The sequence below is a fragment of the Gordonia alkanivorans genome, from assembly GCF_004011905.1.
Taxonomy (GTDB): Bacteria; Actinomycetota; Actinomycetes; order Mycobacteriales; family Mycobacteriaceae; genus Gordonia; species Gordonia alkanivorans.
Map to the genome: position 1 here is coordinate 509,425 of NZ_CP027114.1, position 18,564 is coordinate 527,988.

The 18,564-nt window shown below is 66.3% G+C and carries 18 protein-coding genes; 4 read left to right on the forward strand and 14 right to left on the reverse strand.

Features of this window, described 5'->3' with window-relative positions; genetic code table 11:
* Position 1: 1 nt before the first annotated feature.
* The 3 genes from C5O27_RS02345 to C5O27_RS02355 all read right to left on the reverse strand — a co-directional run bounded on the left by C5O27_RS02345 (position 2) and on the right by C5O27_RS02355 (position 2,197).
* Positions 2 to 610, reverse strand: a complete 609-nt coding sequence (locus C5O27_RS02345) for a hypothetical protein (RefSeq protein ID WP_127961822.1) — start codon at positions 608 to 610, stop codon at positions 2 to 4.
* A gap of 207 nt (positions 611 to 817) precedes the next feature.
* Positions 818 to 1,363, reverse strand: coding sequence for a hypothetical protein (locus C5O27_RS02350; RefSeq protein WP_244216579.1), 546 nt, complete (start codon positions 1,361 to 1,363; stop codon positions 818 to 820).
* 261 nt (positions 1,364 to 1,624) lie between these two features.
* On the reverse strand, positions 1,625 to 2,197 hold the full coding sequence (locus C5O27_RS02355; RefSeq protein ID WP_127961824.1) for a TetR/AcrR family transcriptional regulator: 573 nt from the start codon (positions 2,195 to 2,197) through the stop codon (positions 1,625 to 1,627).
* A gap of 146 nt (positions 2,198 to 2,343) precedes the next feature.
* Between C5O27_RS02355 and C5O27_RS02360 the strand changes: the two genes are divergently transcribed.
* Positions 2,344 to 3,186 (forward strand): alpha/beta fold hydrolase, encoded by an 843-nt coding sequence (locus tag C5O27_RS02360; protein WP_127961825.1) that lies wholly within the window; start codon positions 2,344 to 2,346, stop codon positions 3,184 to 3,186.
* 72 nt (positions 3,187 to 3,258) lie between these two features.
* On the opposite strand, the gene C5O27_RS02365 is transcribed toward C5O27_RS02360, so the two are convergent.
* The 8 genes from C5O27_RS02365 to C5O27_RS02400 form a co-directional block, all read right to left on the reverse strand.
* Entirely contained in the window at positions 3,259 to 3,447 is a 189-nt protein-coding gene (locus tag C5O27_RS02365; RefSeq protein WP_127961826.1) for a hypothetical protein, read from the reverse strand.
* A 60-nt stretch (positions 3,448 to 3,507) separates the two neighbouring features.
* Positions 3,508 to 4,569 carry an ABC transporter substrate-binding protein gene (locus C5O27_RS02370; protein ID WP_075863595.1) on the reverse strand — a complete coding sequence of 354 codons (1,062 nt, stop codon included), beginning with the start codon at positions 4,567 to 4,569 and terminating at the stop codon, positions 3,508 to 3,510.
* A gap of 51 nt (positions 4,570 to 4,620) precedes the next feature.
* Positions 4,621 to 5,454 carry an ABC transporter permease gene (locus C5O27_RS02375; protein ID WP_127961827.1) on the reverse strand — a complete coding sequence of 278 codons (834 nt, stop codon included), beginning with the start codon at positions 5,452 to 5,454 and terminating at the stop codon, positions 4,621 to 4,623.
* Positions 5,451 to 6,224: an ABC transporter permease gene (locus C5O27_RS02380; RefSeq protein WP_127961828.1), complete on the reverse strand. Its 774-nt coding sequence runs from the start codon at positions 6,222 to 6,224 to the stop codon at positions 5,451 to 5,453. The genes C5O27_RS02375 and C5O27_RS02380 overlap by 4 nt, the downstream gene beginning before the upstream one ends.
* Positions 6,217 to 7,062, reverse strand: coding sequence for an ABC transporter ATP-binding protein (locus tag C5O27_RS02385; RefSeq protein WP_035754783.1), 846 nt, complete (start codon positions 7,060 to 7,062; stop codon positions 6,217 to 6,219). Before C5O27_RS02385 ends, C5O27_RS02380 begins: the two co-directional genes overlap by 8 nt.
* Positions 7,063 to 7,126: 64 nt before the next feature.
* Positions 7,127 to 7,654, reverse strand: coding sequence for an SRPBCC family protein (locus C5O27_RS02390; protein WP_127961829.1), 528 nt, complete (start codon positions 7,652 to 7,654; stop codon positions 7,127 to 7,129).
* The gene (locus tag C5O27_RS02395; protein ID WP_127961830.1) at positions 7,651 to 8,019 is read right to left on the reverse strand and encodes an ArsR/SmtB family transcription factor; all 369 of its coding nucleotides are present in this window, start codon (positions 8,017 to 8,019) and stop codon (positions 7,651 to 7,653) included. The genes C5O27_RS02390 and C5O27_RS02395 overlap by 4 nt, the downstream gene beginning before the upstream one ends.
* Positions 8,020 to 8,086: 67 nt before the next feature.
* The gene (locus C5O27_RS02400; protein ID WP_042378205.1) at positions 8,087 to 9,373 is read right to left on the reverse strand and encodes a DNA polymerase III subunit delta'; all 1,287 of its coding nucleotides are present in this window, start codon (positions 9,371 to 9,373) and stop codon (positions 8,087 to 8,089) included.
* A gap of 115 nt (positions 9,374 to 9,488) precedes the next feature.
* On the opposite strand from C5O27_RS02400, the gene C5O27_RS02405 reads away from it, so the two are divergent.
* The gene (locus C5O27_RS02405; RefSeq protein WP_035754782.1) at positions 9,489 to 11,006 is read left to right on the forward strand and encodes an adenylate/guanylate cyclase domain-containing protein; all 1,518 of its coding nucleotides are present in this window, start codon (positions 9,489 to 9,491) and stop codon (positions 11,004 to 11,006) included.
* 82 nt (positions 11,007 to 11,088) lie between these two features.
* On the opposite strand, the gene topA is transcribed toward C5O27_RS02405, so the two are convergent.
* From topA to C5O27_RS02420, 3 genes are all read right to left on the reverse strand, one after another.
* Entirely contained in the window at positions 11,089 to 14,154 is a 3,066-nt protein-coding gene (gene topA / locus C5O27_RS02410; protein ID WP_127961831.1) for a type I DNA topoisomerase, read from the reverse strand.
* A gap of 184 nt (positions 14,155 to 14,338) precedes the next feature.
* Positions 14,339 to 14,923 carry a hypothetical protein gene (locus C5O27_RS02415; protein ID WP_006359049.1) on the reverse strand — a complete coding sequence of 195 codons (585 nt, stop codon included), beginning with the start codon at positions 14,921 to 14,923 and terminating at the stop codon, positions 14,339 to 14,341.
* A 158-nt stretch (positions 14,924 to 15,081) separates the two neighbouring features.
* Positions 15,082 to 15,285 carry a cold-shock protein gene (locus tag C5O27_RS02420; protein WP_006359048.1) on the reverse strand — a complete coding sequence of 68 codons (204 nt, stop codon included), beginning with the start codon at positions 15,283 to 15,285 and terminating at the stop codon, positions 15,082 to 15,084.
* A gap of 335 nt (positions 15,286 to 15,620) precedes the next feature.
* Here C5O27_RS02420 and C5O27_RS02425 point away from each other — a divergent pair, with 335 nt between their 5' ends.
* Positions 15,621 to 17,948 (forward strand): DEAD/DEAH box helicase, encoded by a 2,328-nt coding sequence (locus tag C5O27_RS02425; RefSeq protein ID WP_127961832.1) that lies wholly within the window; start codon positions 15,621 to 15,623, stop codon positions 17,946 to 17,948.
* Positions 17,941 to 18,492: a hypothetical protein gene (locus C5O27_RS02430; RefSeq protein WP_006359046.1), complete on the forward strand. Its 552-nt coding sequence runs from the start codon at positions 17,941 to 17,943 to the stop codon at positions 18,490 to 18,492. Before C5O27_RS02425 ends, C5O27_RS02430 begins: the two co-directional genes overlap by 8 nt.
* The last annotated feature ends 72 nt before the right edge of the window (positions 18,493 to 18,564 follow it).

Genomic DNA, 18,564 nt, shown 5'->3' on the forward strand with positions numbered 1-18,564 from the left:
ACTAGCTGGAGCCGAACAGATTTCCCAGGCTTCCGTTGCCCGAGTCGCCGCCGCCGTTGTCACCACCGCCGTTGTCACCACCGCCGTTGTCACCACCGCCGTTGTCGGCCGGCTTGCCGGTGCCGGTGACCTTGTACACCTGCGCGAGGCCGTTGATCGTCAGGCCGGTGATCGGATCAGGCGTCGTGCATTCCTGGTAGATCGCGCACGACGTGTCGGACCGGTTCGAGACCCAGGTGCCGGTCGCCGACGAGTCCTTGGCGACGGACTGGCCGGACCACACGATCCTCAGCGCCCCGGCGGCCGCGTCGGCCCGGGCATTGTCGAGCACCGTGGACTCGATACCTGAGGCGATGATCGCGTTGACGGCGGCGACGCGCAGACCGAGCTGAGTCTCCTTGCTCGCGTCGTGGATGGACAGCCAGCAGGTGGCCGTCTTCGACGTCTCATTGCCCACGTTCACTGTCAGCGTGCCGTTGGTGAGCGACTGGGTGTGCGGGTACGACGACGGCAACAGCAGTGCCGCCGACGCCTCTCCGCTTCCGGTGAATGCCACCGCGGCGCCGGCCGCCATTCCGATTCCCGTCAGTGCCAAGCGTGAAAACCGCATCTGATCCCTTTCCTACGCATGATTCATTGCCCCACAACATGTGTCGTCGGGTGAGCCCGACGAATCGACGACGTCGGGGAACTGTTTGTTCTGGTTCAAGCGGGCACGACGATGTGCCCAGAGCCGCAACATGACCGGCGCGCGAGTCACCACGCCGAATCGACGGTGAGCCGACGAGCCCCGCCCGCCTCCCCAACGACCGCTGAACTATCCGAGCAGACCGCCGAACAGGCCGCCGAGGCTGCCATTGCCCGCGTCCGGCGAGTCAGGGGACTTGCCGGTTCCGGTCACCTTGTAGACCTGCGCGAGGCCGCTGAACGTCAGACCCAAAAGCGAATCGGAAGAGCAATCCTGATAGATCACGTAGGACGTGTCGGCACGCCCGGATTTCCACGTGGCCGTGGCCGAACCGTTCGACGAGATCGACTTCTTGGTCCACACCACCTTCAGCGCGTCGGCCTCGACTTCCTGGCGCGCCGCGGCGAGAAGCGTATCGCTGACCCCGCCGGCGAGGTGGGTGTTCACCATGGCGACTGCCAGGTTGACCTGCGCCTCCTTGCTCGCCTCGTGGACGGACAAATTGCACTTCACCGACGACGACGTGTTGTTGTTCACCTTCACCGTCAGCGTTCCATCACTGAGCGACTGGGTGTGGGTGAACGAGGCCGGAATCAACAGCAGCGCGGACGCGCCTCCCGATCCGGAGAATGTCATCGCGGCTGCCGCTGCCAGCCCGAATCCCGCCGTCGCCACCTCGGTGAATCGCATTGTGCACCTTTCCCAGCCCGAGATCCGCTGTGTTCCAATGCCCCCCCCGAAGCACCTCACAACGAATTGATTACGCCGGGACATTAGCAGACCAAATCGAAGATTCGGAACGATTCTGTTTCCCCAGGTCAAGATGATGGCTCAATTTTGTTCTCGCGAGATTTATTGCGAATAATGTCTCACGAATTGGTTCAGATGACCCACTAACAATGCGGTTGGTGACATTCCTTCAATCGAACGAACAATTCAGCCGAGAGCCTGGTCGATCAGGGTTTCCGCAGCACTCCGCGCGTCACCGGCCGCCTGCGCAGTGCCGGCGATCGCCGCCGTCGTCTGGGCCCCCTCCGCCAGGATCGCCAGCTGAGCAGCCAGCTGCGACGGCCCGCCGAGCTCCTCGACCAGGCCGGCCACGTAGTCCTGGAATGCGCACTTCTGCTTGCGCACCGCCTCGACCACCGACGGCAACTCCCCGCCCAGCTCCCCATAGGCATTGATGAACGCGCACCCCCGGAACTCGTCGGTACCGAACCATTCGAGCAGGAAGTCGAAGATGGCCAGCAGCTTCTCCCGCGGCGTCGACAAATCTTCTGTGCGGGCGGCGACACCCGCATTCCATTGCCGGGTTCGATCGTCGAGGACCGCGAGGATCAGGGCCTCCTTGGAGGGGAACAGCGAGTAGATCTTCTTGAGCGAGACACCTGCGGCGTCACGGACCTTGTCCATCCCGACCGCATGCACCCCATAGGCGTTGAACAGTTCATCCGCGGCCCGAATGATCCGCTCTCGCGGGTCTACCGCGGTGTTCTCCGAAGCTGCCACGACGCACCATCCTCACCCGATTTCCTGGTTACCCCTTGCGTGGGGAACGATCGTTCTCTAGTGTAGCAACCAGCTCGGAGAACCTCCGTTCTCCACAGCTCCGATCAGACCCCCTCGGGTCGCTGCAGAAGAGAGAAGTGATCGCCATGGGTTACATCAACGTCGGCACCGAGAACACCACCGTCATAGAGCTGTACTACGAGGATCACGGGACCGGTCAGCCGGTCGTGCTGATCCACGGCTACCCGCTCGACGGCGCCAGCTGGGAGTTGCAGGCTCGCGAGCTGCTCGACGCCGGCCACCGGGTCATCACCTACGACCGTCGAGGTTTCGGCAAGTCGAGCAAGGTCGGCACCGGCTACCACTACGACACCTTCGCCGCGGACCTGAACACCGTGCTCGAGACCCTCGACCTGCGCGACGTGATCCTCGTCGGATTCTCGATGGGCACCGGCGAACTCGCACGCTACGCCGGAAAGTACGGGACCGAGCGGATCGCCAAGTTCGCATTCCTCGCAGCGCTCGAGCCGTTCCTGGTGAAGACCGACGACAACCCCGACGGCGTCGACGCCGCGGTCTTCGACGGCATCGCACAGGCCGCCAAGGAAAACCGGTACGCCTGGTTCACCCAGTTCTACAAGGACTTCTACAACCTCGACGACACCCTCGGGACCCGCATCACCCAGGAGGTCGTCGACGCCAACTGGATCACCGCTGTCGGCAGCGCACCGGTCGCGGCCTACGCCGTCGTCCCGACATGGATCGAGGACTTCCGCTCCGACGTTGCCGCAGTTCGTGATTCGGGGAAGCCGACGCTGATCCTGCACGGCACCGCCGACAACATCCTGCCGATCGACGCCACCGGCCGCCGCTTCCACGAGGCCGTTCCGGAGGCCGAGTACGTCGAGATCGAGGACGCTCCTCACGGCCTCCTGTGGACGCATGCCGCCGAGGTCAACGAAGCGCTGCTGCGGTTTGTGAGGAAATGAGCGCGACGCACCACGGCCGCCGGGCGGGACCACCCGCCCGGCGGCCGCTGCGTCGTGTCTGCCGCGTCGTCTCTACTTGGTCGTCTCGTCCCCTGATTCGAGGGACGCAGGTTCGACTGACGCCGACTCGTCGGACGACTCGTCGGTGTCATCCGCGAGCGGGTCGTACCCGGGGACTCCTTCGAGGACGGTCAGTTCCTGGTCGATGGCAGCCGAGACGGCCCTGGCCTCTTGCTTGATCTTGCGGATGAAGTCCGACATCGCCTGCTCCCTTGCTCATCGGCTGTACGGCCATCGACCGTGCACCAATGATAGGGCCGGTCACTTCTTCAGGTCGGGGTTCTCCTCGTAGACCTCCTTGACGAGCGACATGTCGAAGATCTGCTCGGCCTTGATGGCAAAACCGCCCTTGCCCAGGGCTTCGATGTTCTGCGCGATCAGTTCGTCGGTCATCGTGAGCAGGCCATTGGCCTTGGTGTCCGCGGAGACGACGAGGGTGTTCTGGGCAATGGCCTCCTTGGTCTGTTCGGCTTCGTCCAGACCGAGGTCCTTGCCGTACTTGGTGACCGCGAGCCGCGCCGACCCCGCCGGGTCGGCGACCGCGTCGTACCAACCCTTGATGTCCGCCTTGAGGAACGCCTTCACCTTGTCTCGCTCGTTGTCGATGGTGTCCTGCCGGAGGACCAGGGTCTCGGCGACGAGCGGCAGGTTGAAGTCGGCGAACAGGAAGTTGGCATTCGGGAAGCCGCTTTCCTCCAAGGTGATCGGCTCGTTCGTCACATAGCTGACCCAGCCGTCGACCTCACCGTTCTTCAGCGGCGTCGGGTCGTACTGGACAGTGATCTTCTGGATGTCGGCCTCGGTCATGTTGTTGGCGGTGAGCAGCGCCTGGAAGACGTTCTCGTTGGTCGCCTGGACGCCGATCTTGCGGCCTTTCATGTCCTCGGGACCGAGGATGGGCTTGTCGGCCGACGACACGATGCAGAACGGGTTGCGCTGGAACGTCGCGGCGACGGTCATCAGCTTTGCGCCCTGCAGGATCACCGGCGCGGTCAGCTGCGGCGAGGACATTCCGATCCACACCTTGTTCGACGTCAGACCATTCTCGACGCCCGTACCCGCACCACCGCCGGTGATCAGCTCGGGCGTGCCGAGACCTTCCTCCTCGAAGTAGCCGTTCTCGATGGCGAAGTACTCACCCGCGAACTCGATGTTCTTCTGCCACGACAGCTGCACCTTCGGGTTGGTCGAGCTCGTGCCCCCGCTCGCGGTACCGCCGGAACTGCACGCCGACAACGCGCCGGTCAGACCGAGGGCACCGGCGGCTGCGCCGCCCATCATCGAATAGCGGAGAAACGACCGACGGTCGAAGGAGTTGGCCATGTGAGAATTACCTTTCGCCAGAAGCAGATGCGGTCGAGCGTGCGCCCGACCTCAGTTGTGCTGCGTTCCCATCTGTGACAGGACGACAGTCTCGATGACACCCACCACGGCGTAGATGACGATCGAAGCCACGGTGATGACGAGGACCGAGGCCCACAGCTCGTCGTAGGCCGCCGCGGGCAGGGCCCGCTGGAGTGACGCACCGAGGCCTTTGTTGGTCCCCAACCACTCGGCGACGGTTGCGCCGATGAGCGCGCCCGGCACCGAAACCTTGGCCGCGCCGAACAGCGACGGCACCGCCGACGGAATCGCAGAGCGGCGCAATGCCGTCCAGCGCCCGCCGCCGTACACACTGATCACATCGGTGATCTGACGCGGCGCATTCGACAGCCCGGTCATGATCATCACGAGCGCGGGGAAGAACACGACGATCCCGCCCATCACCGCGACCACCGCGACTCCCCGACCGACGATGACGGTGATCAGCGGTGTCATCGCGACCAGCGGCACCGACCGGAGGAGCATCGCGATCGGCATGAACGTCTGTGCCGCGGAACGGGACACGACAAAGATCGCCGCCGTGGCGATCGCCGCGAGCATACCGGCGACGAACCCGATTGCCGCGTCCTGCAGGGTGATCCAGAGGTTGCCGAAGATCTCGGCGCGGGCCGCCGGCGCGTCGGCGTCGACGAACAGGTAATCGAACACGTCGACAGGCGTGCGCCCGATGATCGGCCCGATGTCGGGGAAGGCCAGGAGGAACAACCACCAGATCACCAGGATCAGCGCGAACGACAGCAGCAGGGATCCGAGGAAACGTCCTGCCGCCCACAGACCACCGGTTCCGAAGCCCCCCGCCCTGAGAGTTCTCACCTCAGTGCTCATCGTCCCGCCGCCGTTCCGTTCGACCAGGCCGTCGCATACTTGGCGATCGCCGCGACCACGGCGTAGCCGAGGCCGGCAATCGCCCCGCTGATCAGGGCGATGGCCCACACCTGCGGGATGTCGCCGCTCTGCTGGGCGATGATCATCGCCGGTCCGGCACCGGTTTCGGGCATCGCGAGGAACTCGCCGAGCACGGCACCCAGAACTGCGGCCGGAGCGGCGATCTTGATGGCGGCCAGGGTGTTCGGCAGTGCGGCGACGGATCTCACCCGCCACAGTTGCGCGAAGCGGCCGCCGCCGTAGACCTTGATGAGGTCGAGACTTCCCGAGTGCGGTGCGCGCAGACCCGACAACGTCCCGATCATCGTCGTGAAGAACACCGAGATGGCGGCGAGGAAGACGATCATCGTCGTCACCTCGGCGAAGGCCACCTGGATGATCGGCGCGACAGCGATGATCGGCGTGCAGTACGACAGGATCGCGAGCTGGGTGGCCAGTCCTTCCACCGGCGGAAACAGGATCACGGTGACGGCCAGGGCGATCGCAAGCCCGTTGCCCCAGAGGAATCCGCGGAATGCGAGTTCGACTGTCAGCGAGAAGTTGTCGACGTAATAGGTGGACCCGGTCTCGCCGATCTCGGCGAGCACCGACCACGGCGTCGGGATCGTTCCGCCGAACAGGTCCAACGCACCGGCGATCCACCACACCACGATGAGTCCGACGATCCCCCCGAGACCGGCCACCCATCGGACCGATCCGAATCTAGCCACTCACGCCCTCCGAAACAGGTTCGGGCGCTACGACTTCGGCCGGTTGCGCGGTCGCCCGCTTACCGAACAGGAGGCCGGAGAGGTGGTCGTGTATCGCGTGGAACTCGGGCGTGCGCATCATCTCCGGGATGCGGGGCCGCGGCAGATCGACGGGGACCACCTCCGCCACCGTGCCCGGCCGCGGACTCATGACCGCGACCACGTCGGACAAGAAGACCGCCTCGGCGATACCGTGCGTGACCATCAGCGTGGTCGCCGGCTTCTCGGTCCAGATGCGCAGCAGTTCGACGTTGAGCCGCTGCCGGGTCATGTCGTCGAGCGCGCCGAACGGTTCGTCGAGCAGCAGTGCGGTCGGTTTAACCACCAGAGCACGGGCGATCGAAACACGTTGGCGCATACCGCCGGAGAGCATCGCGGGCTTGGACTTCTCGAAGCCCTTGAGCCCGACCAGTTCGATCAGGTCGGCGACGAGGTCGTCGTCGGCCGGCATTCCCCCGACCTGCAGCGGCAGCTTGATGTTGGATTCGACCGAGCGCCACGGCAGCAACGCCGAATCCTGGAAGGCGATGCCCAGCTCATGATTTCGCTGGAGGTCCTGGGGCGATTGCCCGTTCATCAGCGCGGTCCCCGAGGTGGCGTCCTCGAGGCCGGCGAGGATACGCAGCACCGTCGACTTGCCGCAGCCCGACGGGCCGAGCAACGACAGGAAGGAACCCTCCGACGTGCTCAACGAGACGTCGGACAACGCGGCCACCGTCGAACTCCCGCGCAACGAACGAGAGGTGAACGTCTTGGTCAGTCCAGAGATGTTGATCCCCGTACCCAGGGGTCGTGTCATGACCGGAGACGTTAAAGAGGCCGTGTTGCCGCCCGATTACCGTCGCGTAAGAGTCGCGACGTGCTCAGCCGGCGAACATCTGCGCGTAAGGAGCCGACAGCGCCGGATAGTAGGCATCCCAGTCCACCGCGTCGACGCCGCTGCCGGACTCGGCCGCGACGAGCCGGTCGAGGTAGTACTCCCACCCGGGACCGACGTTCTCGGCCATCTCGGGGCGTGAGAGCCCCTGCGCGAACGTGAGTGTGGTCGTACCGTCGGCCTCGGTGAGATCCAACTCCAGTCGCCACACGTCGTCGGCCCCGCCGTCGGGGTCCGGGCTCTTCGATTCGACGACGAGCCGGTTCGGCGGCTCGCATTCCAGAATGGCCATTCGCTCCGCCTCCGCGTCCTCGCCCTCGGCGGTCATCCGGAAGTCGACGTAACCGTGTGTCGGATCCCCATCCCAGGTCCCCACCCACCGTTCAAGCCGGGTCGGTTCGGTGATGGCTGCCCACACCGCGGCGACCGGCGCGTCGAAGGTGCGCTCGAGGACCACATAGGCAACCCCGTCGCGGATCTCCTGGCGCCCGGTGGCCGTCACTTCGGCTTTCATCCTGTCTCCTTCTGTTCGCCGGTCTGGATGCTCGGGTCGGCGAACTCCCGCACGGTGCGTCGAACCTCGAGGTCGAGGGCGTCGAGATGATGCTCGCCGAACGGCTGCGTTGCTCCCGACGCCAGTCCGTCCAGCCAGCCGCGTACCGGCGCCAGTCCCCCGGACACGAGTTCGTAGTGCCGTTCACGGCCATGGTCGACGGCCGCGACGACGCCGGCCTCGCCGAGGACCCGGAGGTGGCGCGAGATCGCCGGGCGGCTGACCGGATGTTCGGCCGCGAGATCGACGACGCGTGCGGGACGCTGCGCGAGACGTTCGACGAGCGCCCGACGAGTCGGGTCGGCGATCGCCTCGAATGCATCCACCCACTATTGGTAACACATCAGTTACCAATAGTGGGTGCTTTGCGAGACTGGGGAGGCCCCGCGATTGCTAGGCGTCGACCTTGCGCTTGAGCGCCAACCCGATCCGGGCGACCATGTCGTCGACCGCGAACTTGGGTTTGACGTTCATGTCCAGCGCCTCGCGGCAGTCGAGGACGGCCTCGACGCACGACAGCAGTTGCTCGGGGCGGGCGTAGCCGGCCAGGGGTATCGAGATGTCGTCGGACTTGTCGGGATGCATCGCGGTCACCTCGGCCCCGACCCCGACGACGAGCGCGTCGCGGAAGAGTGCGGCGAGGTCGACGAGGGCGCGGTCGAGGACATCGCGTCCGACGCGCGTGGCGCGCGACTTCTGACGCTTCTCGAGCTCCTTCAGCGCGCCCGCACTCCCGCGGGGCATCCGGGCGGTGCCCTTGCCGGTGCCGCCCGCACCGAGCGCGGTCCTCATCTCCTCGGTCTCGGCTTCGTCGAGTTCGGCACTGATCGCCTTGGCCGCGGCCTCCGCCGACCGCACCAGCTCCTCGGCCGCGGCGTACGCCGTCGAATCCCGGGAAGCGGCCCGAGCCAGCGAGAGCGCCTTCTCGCGCTGGGAACGGGCGTCGGGGTCGGTGGCGAGGCGGCGGGCGCGGCCGATGTGGCCGCCGCACACCGACGCCGCCCAGCGTGCCTGCTCGGGGTCGAGGCCGTCGCGTTCGATCAGGACGCGTTCGATGGCCGCGGGTGTCGGCGACACCAGCGCGACGTGCCGGCATCGCGATCGGAGGGTCACCGAGATGTCCTCCGGGTCCACCGACGGCGCGCACAGCAGGAACACGGTGCGGGGTGGCGGCTCCTCGACGACCTTCAGCAGCGCGTTCGCGGCCTGTTCGGTGAGGCGGTCGGCGTCCTCGACGATGACGATCTGCCAGCGGCCGGTTCCGGGGCGTCGGGCGGCGGCCTGCACGATGTCGCGCATCGCATCGACCGCCAGACTCAGACCCTCGGGCACGACGTGCCGGACGTCGGCGTGGGTTTTGGCCATCACCGTCACACAGGCACGGCACTCGCCGCACCCGACGTTCGCCGACTCGGGCGACTGACACTGCAGGGCGGCGGCGAAACACGTCGCGGCCACCGAGCGACCGCTTCCGGGCGGCCCGGTGAAGAGCCAGGAATGCGTCATCGATGCGCGTGACCACCCCGCGTCGACGCCCGGGATCTCGTCGTCGGGCACGAACAGGCCCTCGCTGCTGCCGGCGTCGAGCTGCTGCGCGAGGACCCGCGCAGCACGCGCGGCGGCACGCAGATCGTCCGCGATCGCCTCTTGGCCGGTCAGCCGATCAAAGACATTGGTCACAACGACACCCTAAACCGCAGTTCGGACACGCCAACGGGGCGGAACCGTGTTTAACGATTGCAAGCAGCCAGCTACCGTAGTCTCCGTGGTGGAACAGCGGTCGCGATGGTCCAAGGTGCTGCACCTTGGCCGTTGGCTGATTCATACGCCGTGGCCGATCCTCGCGCTCGACATGCTCCGCGCGAATCTCGTCGGCGCGCTCTTCACCTTCGCCTTCCTCCGCTTCGGGATGCCGCTCCAGGATTCCATCAGCCTGGACGAGATCACCGCACTGAACCAGGTGATCTTCGCGAGCTACTTGCTGATCGCGATGGTCATCGGCGGGTACGCCAGTATCCAGCTGTCGCTACCCGTGCTCGTGTGGCACCGAAGACGCACGCGACTCGACAACGAGGCCGCCCGACGCCGCGCCCTCGCGCTACCGACGCTGCTGACGGTCGTCAACGCCGCGCTGTGGGTGGTGGGCGGCGCGCTCTTCACCCTGGTCAACCTGACGGTGTCGTCGAAGAACGCCTTCATCGTCGCCATCGCGAGCGCCATCGGTGCGATGGTCACCTGCGCCCTCAGCTACATGCAGGCAGAAAAGGTCATGCGGCCGATCACCGTCGCCGCGATGGCCAACAACCCCGACCATGCGATCGCCCCGAGCGTCACCACCCGCATCACCGCGTTCTGGGTGATCAGCGTCGTTGCACCGATGGTCGTCATCATCGGCTTGATCGTGCTGCACCGGCTGGGCATCTTCGAGGGCGACTCCACCGGCCTGGAACGTCCGATCCTGTGGATGGCGGTGTCGGCTCTCGCATTCAGCGTCATCGCGATCGTGCGCGTGGTGGCCGCGATCAACGACCCGATCAAGCAGTTGCGCCGCGCCCAGTCGAAGGTCAGTGAGGGCGACCTGAACGTCGCGGTGAAGATCTACGACGGCAGCGACCTCGGCCTGCTGCAGGCCGGCTTCAACGACATGGTCGCCGACCTGCGCGAACGACAGGAACTACGCAACCTGTTCGGCCGCTACGTCGGCGAGGACGTCGCCCGACGCGCCATCGAGACCGGCACCGAGCTGGGCGGCGAGGAACGCTACGTCGGTGTGCTCTTCGTCGACATCGTCGGTTCGACGCGCCTGGCCGTGAACCGCCCGCCGCGCGAGATCGTCGAGCTGCTCAACGAGTTCTTCCGGGTGGTCGTGGCCGTCGTCGGACGCCACGGCGGCTTCGTCAACAAGTTCCAGGGTGATGCGGCGCTCGCGATCTTCGGCGCCCCCCTCGACCTCGACGACTTCGCCGGCCGCGCGCTGGCCTCCGCGCGTGAGCTACGGGCCGAGCTGTACCAGACCCTCGGTGACACCGACATCGGCATCGGTGTCTCCGCCGGCAAGGCGATCGCCGGGCACATCGGCGCCGAGCAGCGCCTCGAGTACACCGTCATCGGCGACCCGGTGAACGAGGCCGCGCGCCTCACCGAACTCGCGAAGGACGAGCCCACCCGCGTGCTCGGTTCGGCCCGTGCCGTGTTCCTGGCCTCGCACGAAGAGGCCGAGCACTGGGAGATCGGTGAAGGCGTCGAACTCCGCGGCCGCGGGATCGAGACCCTCCTCGCCCGCCCGCACATGGAGCCCTACCGCAGGGACTGAGCGGCTCCCGAGGTCGACTCACCAGGGCCCTTCAAGACTCGTCGCTCGCGCTCCTCGCACCTCAAGCAGCGGCTGGGGCCCGCTAATCCTCCGACGACTCCGTCGTCTTCTTCGCGGCCGTCTTCTTGGCCGCGGTCTTTTTGGCGGTCGTCTTCTTGGCGGCAGCCTTCTTCGCGGTCTTCTTGGCGGCCGTCTTCTTCGCAGCCTTCTTTGCCGGGGCCTTCTTGGCGGCCTTCTTCGCCGCCTTCTTGGCCGGGCCGCGAGCGCGACGATCGGCGAGGAGTTCCATCGCGCGCTCCGGCGTGATCGAGTCGACCTCGTCGCCCTTGCGCAGGCTCGCGTTGGTTTCGCCGTCGGTCACGTACGGACCGAAGCGGCCATCCTTGATGACCATCGGCTTGCCGCTGACCTCGTCGTCCTTGCCCAGTTCACGCAGCGGCGGCGCAGCCGCCTGCCGTCCACGACGCTTGGGCTCGGAGTAGATCTTCAGGGCCTCGTCGAGGGTGATCTCGAAGAGCTGTTCCTCACTACCGAGGGACCGCGAATCCGAGCCCTTCTTCAGGTAAGGACCGTAGCGCCCGTTCTGCGCGGTGATCTCGTCGCCGGACTCCGGGTCGACGCCGACGACGCGCGGCAGCGACAGCAGCTTCAGAGCCTCGTCGAGGGTGACCGTCGAGATGTCCATCGACTTGAACAGCGAACCGGTGCGCGGCTTGGGACCGGCCTTCTTCGCCGCCTTCTTGGCGACCTTCTTCGCCGCCGGCTTGGTCTTGGTGGTGGTGCCGCCGCCCGGGGAATCGAGCGGGACCACATCGGCGTCGCCGGCATCGCTGCCGCCGGCACCGGGAGATCCGCCGTCGCGCGGCGTCGGACCCGCAGGGATGGTGATCGGGGCATCACCGTCGTCGTCATCGTCGTCGGACGGCAGGATCTCGGTCACGTACGGGCCGAAACGTCCTTCCTTGGCGACGATCTCGTGCCCGGTCAGCGGGTCGACGCCCAGCGAGCGACCCTCCTGCGGCGTCGAGAACAGCTTCTCCGCGATCTCCAGGGTCAGCTCGTCCGGCGTGATGTCGGCCGGCAGGTTGGCACGCTGCAGATCGGGTTCGGCGTCGGCGTCGGTCTTCTTGTTCGCGTTGACGTCACGCTCGAGGTACGGGCCGAAACGGCCGACGCGCACGTAGATCGGACGGCCTTCTTCGTCGTCGAAGAGCCGGATCGAGTTGACCTGGCGGGCGTCGATCTCCTCCAGGTTGACGCTGACGAGCTTCTTGAGGCCGCCGTATTGGGCGATCGCCGACGATGCAGATCGTGCCTCGGCGTCGTCGCCGGACCGCTCGTCGCCGAAGTAGAACTCCGTCAGCCACTTGGTGCGGTTCTCGTTGCCGGTGGCGATCTGGTCGAGGTCGTCTTCCAGGGTCGCGGTGAAGTCGTAGTCGACGAGACTCTCGAAGTACGCCTCGAGGAGCCCGACCACTGCGAAGGCGATCCAGGACGGGACAAGGGCGTTGCCCTTCTTCACGACGTAGCCGCGGTCCTGGATGGTGCCGATGATCGAGGCGTAGGTCGACGGACGGCCGATGCCCAGCTCTTCGAGCACCTTGACCAGCGACGCCTCGGTGAAGCGGGCCGGCGGGTTGGTCGAATGGCCGTCGGCGGTGAGCTCGGTCGCGGTGAGCGACTGTCCCTCGGTCAGCTGCGGCAGGCGGTTCTCGGCGTCGTCGGCCTGACCGCCGGTCTGCTCGTCGACGGTCTCGACGTAGGCCGACAAGAAGCCGGGGAACGTGATGGTGCGGCCCGACGATGCGAAGGTCGCGCGCTCGCCGGAGGAGGCGGTACCCGCGATGCGCAGGCTCAGCGTGGTGCCCTTGGCGTCGGCCATCTGGGAGGCGACGGTGCGCTGCCAGATGAGCTCGTAGAGGCGGAACTCGTCGGCCTCGAGCTGGCCGGCGACCTGACCGGGGGTCCGGAAGGTCTCGCCCGCGGGGCGGATCGCCTCGTGGGCTTCCTGCGCGTTCTTGACCTTGCGGGTGTACTGACGCGGCGTCGGATGGACGAAGTTGTCGCCGTACAACTCGCGGGCCTGGGCACGGGCGGCGTTGATCGCCGACTCGCTCAGGCTCGTCGAGTCGGTACGCATGTAGGTGATGAAGCCGTTCTCATACAGCCGCTGCGCGATGCGCATGGTGCGGTCGGAGGTGAACCGCAGCTTGCGGCCGGCCTCCTGCTGCAGCGTCGACGTCATGAACGGCGCGTACGGGCGGCGGGTGTAGGGCTTCTCCTCGACCGACGTCACCGTCATGGCCGCGCCACGCAGGCCTGCGGCCAGGCTCTCCGCACGGTCGGCGTTCAGCACGACGACGCCGTCGGGCTTCTTCAGTTCGCCGGTCGCCTCGAAGTCGCGACCGGTGGCGACGCGGGCGTCGTCGACGTTGACCAGACGTGCCTTGAACGTCGACGGGCTGGCCTCGGCGCCGGCGTCCATGGTCGCGGCGATGTCCCAGTACTCGGCGGACACGAACGCCATGCGCTCACGTTCACGCTCGACGATGATGCGCGTCGCAACGGACTGCACACGCCCCGCCGACAGCTTCGGCATGACCTTCTTCCACAGGACCGGCGACACCTCGTAGCCGTAGAGGCGGTCGAGGATGCGGCGGGTCTCCTGGGCGTCGACCAGGTCGATGTCGAGGTCACGCGGGTTCTCGGCGGCGGCGCGGATCGCAGGTTCGGTGATCTCGTGGAAGACCATCCGCTTGACCGGGATCTTCGGCTTGAGCGTCTCGAGGAGGTGCCAGGCGATGGCCTCCCCCTCGCGGTCACCGTCCGTGGCGAGGTAGAGCTCGTCGACATCCTTCATCAGCGACTTCAGTTCGCTGACGGTGGTCTTCTTGTCCGGCGAGACGACGTAGAGCGGCTCGAAGTTGTCGTCGACGTTCACCCCGAGGCGCGCCCAGGGCTGGCCCTTGTACTTGGCGGGGACGTCGGCGGCGCCGCGCGGCAGGTCGCGAATGTGGCCGCGGGACGACTCCACCACGTAGTTGGAGCCGAGGTAACCGGCGATCTTGCGCGCCTTTGTAGGGGACTCGACGATCACGAGTCGTCGGATTCCCCCACTAGAGCGGGATGCGGTGCTGGTCTCGGCCACCGGGGCGTCCTTCGGTTGACTGGGTGGAGAACCACCTGCATGTCTGAACAGGTGTGTTCGATGGGTTTGTACCTTATGTATAGCGCCGTTTGCACATCCGAATTCCTTGTGACGCTGTCAGATGTGACCCATACCGCGCTTTCGGTCAGCGTTTTCCCAGGTCAGAACGATCTAGAAGAGATCGCTAATGTATGTCCGCAGGTGGCCAATCCGGCACCGCCGCTGCATTCGGCGGCGGACCGACGTATTCGTGCAGACGAACGAGACGACGGTGGCCGGCGATGCGAAGTGCAGGTGAATGACCCCGCGTGCCGACCAGGGTGGGTGCGATCCCGACCCTCATCAGTGCGGTGGCGAGTGCCGCGTGGGTGTCGGGGGCGTGCGGGTCGAGACCGAGTTGGTAGCGGCCTTCGTCGGAGTGGCCGGAGGCGATCACCCAGAGCCGCAGCGCACGGTATGACGGAATCCAGCCGGTGGGCATCGCCTTGACCGCGCCTGCCGACCATGCCAGGTGAAGCGCGTCGAGTTCATGACACGCCGCGGTGCGGGCCAACGGGGTGCCCTCATCGGAGGTGGTGACCTCGGCGTCGAGACCGGAGGCCCGCATCTCCTCGACGATCTGCTCCGCGCGCCAGCGATCGCGGACGACGATCGAGACCCGCGTACCGGAGTCCGAACGGACGGCCTGACCGTGCGCCGCGAGCAGGCCCGCGAGATCGGAGTACGCGGGCTCCTCTGTCTCCGCGGAGAAAAACGACAACTGGCCCACAAGCCGAGATTAGGTGGTCCGGGTCCCCGAAACCGGTCTTTCCCGCGGCGGTTCGCGCCGACGCTTCAGCGGCCCCCGCAAAACAAACCGCTCCCGTCTCGACTGAACGAGACGGGAGCGGTTGTCGGCAAGCTGCGTATGCAGTTGCGCAGGTGGTCTCAGACCGCGCGAACGCCGGTGGCCTGCGGGCCCTTGGTGCCCTGGCCGACCTCGAACTCCACCCGCTGGTTCTCCTCGAGGGTGCGGAAACCGGCTCCCTGGATTTCGGAGTAGTGGACGAACACGTCGTCGGAGCCCTCGTCAGGCGCGATGAAGCCGAAGCCCTTTTCCGCGTTGAACCACTTCACAGTTCCCTGTGCCATGTCTTGCAATCCTTTACATATCAACTGTCGCGACACGATGGGTCATCGCGTCGTGGCCGGTTGACCGCCATACTTCAAAGAGCCCCGCGAAGATCTGCTTCGATCCGCCAAACTAACCTCAGTACCACGGCTGCAACACGCTTGTCGCCCGCCTCGACGGGTTGCGAAAGCTGCGGCCGCACCCAGTCAATCATGTCCGGCCCACTTGCGATAGTCACATCAACCAAGATGAGCAAAAACCTCGCCAAACTTCAGCAGCACGACATCCATCGGTAACATCCCGACCTTCCCAGACCTCCCGCGCCGACACCACTTTGAAGAGTTTCCACCATAAAATGCAGTACTCCACATTCGGGACAGATCTCCTCGCAAGGTCCCTCGCAGGCACCGACCCCGACGAGTCCCCACTCACGCACCTGTCGGTAATCCCGTCGCGCCCTGCATCTTTCGCCGAGTGGCCGGAATGGGTGCCCACAGCACTCCTCGACGCGTACGCGGACAACGGAATAGAACGCGTCTGGACACACCAGGCCCGGGCCGCCGACGAAGCATTCCGCGGTAATCATGTCGCCATCTGCACGGGAACCGCATCGGGTAAATCACTGTCTTACCAGATGCCAATTCTTTCGACTCTGTTGAATGAAAAGAATTCGACAGCGTTATATCTCGCGCCGACGAAAGCGTTGGGCGCGGACCAGATCCGGGCGGTCTCCTCGATCATCGCCGGGCGGCCGGAGTTCGGGCACCTGCAGCCCTGCGCCTACGACGGCGACACCGACCCCGAGATCCGGCAGTGGGCGCGCGTGCACTCACGGTGGATATTCACCAACCCCGACATGCTGCACATCGGCATCCTCTCGCATCACGCCCGGTGGCGTCAGTTCTTCCGGCATCTTCGCTTCATCGTCGTCGACGAATGCCACCACTACCGTGGCGTCTTCGGCTCCCACACCGCACTCGTCATGCGCAGGCTCCTCCGGATCGCCCGTGCGGCCGGCGCGAATCCGACGGTGATCGGTGCCAGCGCGACGGTCACGCAACCCGCGGAGGCATTGGGCCGCTTGATCGGTGAGCCCGCGGTCGCGGTGACCGAGGACAGCTCGCCGCGCGGTGAGCGCACCGTCGCATTGTGGGAGCCGGACTTCCTGCCGGCGGTGACCGGGGAGAACGGCGCGCCGGTCCGACGCTCCGCCGGCGCCGAATCTGCACGGTTACTCGCGGATTTCGTGGTCGAGGGTGCGCGGACACTGTGTTTCGCGCGCAGTCGGCGGGGCGTCGAACTGACGGCACTGTCGGCGCGGAACATGTTGTCGCAGAGTGCGCCCGAACTCGAGTCGAGGATCGGGGCCTACCGTGCGGGCTATCTCGCCGATGACCGGCGCAAGCTCGAGAAGGCGATCTCCGACGGCGAGCTGCTCGGTGTCGCGACCACCAACGCACTCGAATTGGGCGTCGACATCAGCGGATTGGACGCTGTCATCGTCAGCGGCTACCCCGGGACGGTCGCGTCGTTCTGGCAGCAGGCGGGTCGGGCCGGACGCCAACGGGAGTCCGGGGACTCGCTGGTGGTCCTGGTCGCCCGCGACGACCCACTCGACACATTCCTGGTGCACCATCCCGACTCGCTCCTCGGCAAGCCGGTCGAGGCCACCGTCACCGACCCGGCCAACCCGTACATCCTCGGGCCGCATCTGTTGTGCGCCGCCGCAGAGAAGCCGCTCTCGGACACCGAGATAGACGCCTGGGATGCGCGGCCGGTGGCCGAGGACCTGGCCACGGAAGGCCTGCTGCGCAGACGGAAGTCGGGTTGGTACGTCGCCGCCGGCGTCGAACCGCACGCCGAGATCGACATCCGGGGCGGGATCGGCGGGCAGGTGTTGATCGTCGACACCACGACCTCGCAGGTCCTGGGCACCGTCGACACCGGGCGCGCGATGTCGACGGTGCACCCCGGCGCGGTGCACATCCACCAGGGCGAGACGTACCTCGTCGATGAACTAGACCTCGACGACGGCCTGGCGCTCGCACATCCCGAGGACCCCGACTGGACCACGTCGGCACGCGAGACCACCGACATCTCGATCACCTCCGTCATCGAGAGCCGTGAGTTCGGTCCGCTGACCGTGGCCTTCGTCGAGGTCGACGTGACGCATCAGGTAGTCGGTTACCTGCGGACGCTGCGGACCGGTGAGGTGCTCGACGCCGTCGAACTCGACATGCCCGAGCAGACCCTGCATACCCGGGCGGTCATGTACACGCTCACACCGGAGGTGCTGGCCGAGGCCGGAATCGACGACACGAGGCTGCCCGGTTCCCTGCACGCGGCCGAGCATGCGGCGATCGGACTCCTCCCCCTCGTCGCGACGTGCGACCGATGGGACATCGGCGGCGTCTCCACCGACCTCCATCCCGACACCGGATTGCCGACCGTTTTCGTCTACGACGGGTACATGGGCGGGGCGGGTTTCGCCGAGCGCGGGCACTCTGCCTTCCTCACCTGGATCAACGCCACCCGGGACGCCGTCGCGAGCTGCGGATGCGAGAGCGGCTGCCCGTCGTGTGTGCAGAGCCCCAAGTGTGGCAACGGCAATGATCCGTTGGACAAAGATGGCGCAGTGACCGTCCTCGAACTGTTGTCTCGGCAATACTTGGCTCATGCATGACGAGGCATCCGATCGGGGGATCGGAACGAAGCGGCTGGTGTCCCGGCCCTCGCGCGCCTTCTTCCTGCTTGCCCGGCCCACCCAGGACACCGACAACCTGCCGGCCTCCATCGGCGAACGCGACGTGTTCTTCTCCGAGGAGGCGGCACTCGATGCCCTCGACCTGCACTACGGGTGGTGCGCGGCCCGGTCGGGCGGCTTCACCCCGGTGGTGACCACCGCCCAGTGGTACCTGCAAGCCGCGATGATCGGCCCGAGGATCACGCCGTCGCTCGGCGAGGTGTACCTGGCGTCGTCCGACGCGCAGTCCGGCGAAACCTGGGCTGCTGCAGGCGGGTTCCTGACCGAGGGCGAACTGATCCACTGGTCGTCGTTCGTGCGGGCGGTTCGACCGTGGATCCCGCTGAACACCGGGACCGAAGCCTTCGAACTCGCCTACCGCGGCGACACGGACGTTCACTTTCACCAATTGTGGTTCGCCCCTATGCAATCGGTACGGGTGTATCCGAAACGGATCGTCGTCGACGAGGACAGTCGCGGGTAGGTCAGCGTCTGGTCGTGTCGTTCACGAGGCCCTGGTCGTACACGCTCTTCCGCGCTAGGTCACTCGGACCCT

Coding starts and splice junctions, on each gene's coding strand:
- C5O27_RS02425 (WP_127961832.1), top strand. CDS start 15,621: ATGCAGTACTCCACATTCGGGACAGATCTCCTCGCAAGGTCCCTCGCA.
- C5O27_RS02370 (WP_075863595.1), bottom strand. CDS start 4,569: ATGGCCAACTCCTTCGACCGTCGGTCGTTTCTCCGCTATTCGATGATG.
- C5O27_RS02360 (WP_127961825.1), top strand. CDS start 2,344: ATGGGTTACATCAACGTCGGCACCGAGAACACCACCGTCATAGAGCTG.
- C5O27_RS02390 (WP_127961829.1), bottom strand. CDS start 7,654: ATGAAAGCCGAAGTGACGGCCACCGGGCGCCAGGAGATCCGCGACGGG.
- C5O27_RS02430 (WP_006359046.1), top strand. CDS start 17,941: ATGCATGACGAGGCATCCGATCGGGGGATCGGAACGAAGCGGCTGGTG.
- C5O27_RS02345 (WP_127961822.1), bottom strand. CDS start 610: ATGCGGTTTTCACGCTTGGCACTGACGGGAATCGGAATGGCGGCCGGC.
- C5O27_RS02385 (WP_035754783.1), bottom strand. CDS start 7,062: ATGACACGACCCCTGGGTACGGGGATCAACATCTCTGGACTGACCAAG.
- C5O27_RS02420 (WP_006359048.1), bottom strand. CDS start 15,285: ATGGCACAGGGAACTGTGAAGTGGTTCAACGCGGAAAAGGGCTTCGGC.
- C5O27_RS02375 (WP_127961827.1), bottom strand. CDS start 5,454: ATGAGCACTGAGGTGAGAACTCTCAGGGCGGGGGGCTTCGGAACCGGT.
- C5O27_RS02365 (WP_127961826.1), bottom strand. CDS start 3,447: ATGTCGGACTTCATCCGCAAGATCAAGCAAGAGGCCAGGGCCGTCTCG.